The 3,409-nt window shown below is 77.7% G+C and carries 1 protein-coding gene; it reads right to left on the bottom strand.

Annotated features, from left to right (window positions below; genetic code table 11):
• The coding region (locus ABZ805_RS29165) for a type I polyketide synthase (protein ID WP_358447113.1) at positions 1 to 3,409 on the bottom strand (3,409 nt) is incomplete at both ends.

Genomic DNA, 3,409 nt, shown 5'->3' with positions numbered 1-3,409 from the left:
GCGTCCACCTTCGGCCGCAGCACCGCCGCCAGCCGCTCCGCGTCGAGCGCGTCCACCACGCCGTCGTCGACGACGCCCGCGGCGTGCACCACGGCGCCCACGTCGTGCCGGTCCAGCAGCCGCGCCACCTGCTCGCGGTCGGCGACGTCGCAGGCGGCGACCTGCACGTCGGCGTCCATCGCGGTGAGCTCGGCGACCAGCGGCACCACGCCGTCGGCCTCCCCACCTCGCCTGCTGACCAGCAGCAACCTGCGCGCGCCGCGGTCGCGCACCAGGTGCCGGGCCACGGCGGCACCGAGCCCGCCGGTGCCGCCGGTGATGAGCACCTGCCGGTCCGGGTTCCAGCCGGGCGCGGTCCCGGAGGGAGCGCTCAGCCGGGCGAGCCGGGCGGCGGCGAGCACGCCGCAGCGGATCCGCAGCTGCGGTTCGGCCGCGGCGACGGCCTGGGCGAGCAGGTCCGGGTCGGGAGTCGCCGAGTCGAGGTCGAGCAGCCCGAACCGGCCGGGGTGCTCGCGTTCGGCGGTGCGCACCAGGCCCCACACCGCGGCGGCGGCCGGATCACCGCCGGTGGTGGCGTCGCGGGTGACGAACACGAGCCGCGCGGGATCGTCGGCGGCGAGGTGTTGCTGCACGGTGTCCAGCACGTCGCGGGCGAGTTCGTGCGCGGACTCGGGCCCGGTACCGGCGGGTTGCACCGGCAGCAGCACCACGTCCTGCCCGGCGGGCACGGCGGCGGCGCGCAGCGCTTCGCCGACGCCGAAGTGGTCGGCCCCGGCGGCGGTGGCGGTCACGCCGCCCGCGGCGGCGCGGATCGGCGTCCACTCCAGCCGGAACAGCGCGTCGCGGCCCGCGGCGTCCGCGGCGTCCTCCGGTTCGCGCAGGGTCAGCGCGGCGATGGAGGCGACGGGGGCGCCGGTCTCGTCGGCGGCGGCCACCGACACCACGTCCGGTTCGACCGGGGTGATCCGCACCCGCAGCGCGGTGGCGCCGGTCGCGTGCAGCGACACCCCGGCCCAGGTGAACGGCAGGCCGCGGCGCACCCCGTCGAGCTGGGCGATGGCGTGCAGGGCGGCGTCGGCGAGCGCGGGGTGCACCCCGTAGGAGGCGGCGTCGGCGAGCGCCGGCTCCGGCAGCCGCACCTCGGCGCACACCTCGTCGCCGACGCGCCAGGCGGCGGTCAGGCCGCGGAACAGCGGGCCGTACTCGAAGCCGGCGTCGGCGAGCGCGTCGTAGCAGCCGTCCAGGTCCACCGGAACCGCCCCGGCGGGCGGCCATTCGGCGAGCACGGCGGGTTCGGCGTCGCCGCCGGTGGTGAGGGTGCCCGCGGCGTGCCGGGTCCACGGCAGTTCCGGGTCCCCTTCGGGGCGGGCGTAGACCTCGGCCAGGCGGCGTCCGGCCTCCTCGACGCCGAGCCGCACCTGCAACTGCAGCGCCCCGGTGGCGGGCAGCGCGAGCGGGCGGCCGATGGTGAGGTCGTCGACGCGGTCGCAGCCGACCTCGTCCCCGGCGCGGGTGACGAGTTCGAGGAAGGCGGTGCCGGGCAGCAGCACCGAGCCGTGCACGGCGTGCTGGGCGAGCCACGGCTGCGCGGCGGTGGAGAGCCTGCCGGTGAACAGGGTGTCGCCGGAGTCGGCGACCTCCACGGTGCCGCCGAGCAGCGGGTGCTCCGCGGGCCGCACCCCGAGCGAGGTCGCGTCGCCCGCCGCGGTGGCGGGCGCGGGCCAGAACGGTTCGTGCTGGAACGCGTAGGTGGGCAGCTCGACGCGGCGGGCGCCGGGGAACAGCGCGGCCCAGTCCAGCGGGACGCCCCGGACGTGCAGCCGGGCGAGCGCGGTGAGCAGGGCGCGGTCCTCGTCGTGGTCGCGGCGCAGCGCGGGCAGCGCGGCGCTGTCCGGGTCGGTGAGGCCCTCGCTGACGAGCGGGGTGAGCGCCGCGTCCGGACCGGCTTCCAGGAAGGTGCGCACCCCGTGCTCGTGCATGGTCCGCACCCCGTCGGCGAACCGGACGCAGCCGCGGACGTGCCGCACCCAGTACTCGGGGGTGGCGATCTCGGGTCCGGCGAGGGCGCCGGTGACGTTGGAGATGATCGGCAGCCGCGGGGCGTGGAAGGTGAGCTCGGCGAGTTCGGCGGCGAAGTCGTCGAGCACCGGTTCCACCAGCGGTGAGTGGAAGGCGTGCGAGACGCGCAGCCGGTGGGTGCGGCGCCCGTCGGCGGCGAACCGGCCCGCGAGCTCGGCGACGGCGTCGGCGTCGCCGGAGAGCACGACCGAGCCGGGCGCGTTGATCGCGGCGAGGTCGGCGCGCTCGTCCAGCAGCGGCCGCACCTCGTCCTCGGTGGCCTGCACGGCGATCATGGCGCCGCCCGGGGGCAGCGCCCGCATCAGCCGGGCGCGGGCGCCGACGAGCCGGGCGGCGTCGGGCAGGTCGAGCACGCCCGCGACGTGCGCCGCGGTGATCTCGCCGATGGAATGCCCCGCGAGGTGGTCCGGCCGCACGCCCCAGGACTCCAGCAACCGGAACAGGGCCACCTCGACGGCGAACAGCGCGGGCTGCGCGAACCCGGTGTCGTCGAGCAGGTCGGCGTCGTCGCCCCACAGCACCTCGCGCAGCGGCCGGTCGAGGTGCCGGTCGAGTTCGGCGGTGGCCGCGTCGAAGGCGGCGGCGAACGCGGGGTACCGGGCGTGCAGCTCGCGTCCGGCGCCGAGGCGTTGCGCGCCCTGCCCGGAGAACAGCACGCCGAGCTTGCCGCCGGTGGTGGTCCCGGCGATGACCTGCGGCGCGGGTTCGCCGGTGGTGAGCGCGGCGAGCCCGCCGAGCAGCTCGTCCGGCCCGCCGCCGAGCAGCACGGCGCGGTGTTCGAGGCCGGCGCGGCCAGTGGCCAGCGAGTAGCCGAGGTCGGCGCGGGACCCGGTCCCGGCCTGCGTCCGGGCCAGCAGCCGGGCGGCCTGGGCGCGGAGGGCCTGCGGGGTGTGCCCGGACAGCACCCAGGGCTGCACGCCGGGCTCGTCGGTCCGGTCCGCCACCTCCCGGCCGGGGCCCTGTTCGAGGATGACGTGGGCATTGGTGCCGCTGATGCCGAACGAGGACACCCCGGCGCGGCGCGGGTGCGCGTCCGCCGGCCAGGGCCGGGCGTCGGCGAGCAGCCGCACCGCTCCCGCGTCCCAGTCCACGTGCCCGCTGGGCTGCTCGGCGTGCAGGCTGCGGGCGTGCACGCCGTGTCGCATGCCGAGCACGGTCTTGATGACGCCGGCGACGCCCGCGGCGGCCTGGGTGTGCCCGAGGTTCGACTTCACCGAGCCGAGCCACAGCGGTGTCTCGCGGTCCTGCCCGTAGGTCGCGAGCAGCGCCTGGGCTTCGATCGGGTCGCCGAGCGCGGTTCCGGTGCCGTGCGCCTCCACCGCATCCACGT

The sequence above is a fragment of the Saccharopolyspora sp. NPDC047091 genome, assembly GCF_040643635.1.
Taxonomy (GTDB): Bacteria; Actinomycetota; Actinomycetes; order Mycobacteriales; family Pseudonocardiaceae; genus Saccharopolyspora_C.
The sequence above is the reverse complement of the archived record's forward strand: the minus strand, read 5'-3'. Positions and strand labels throughout refer to the sequence as shown.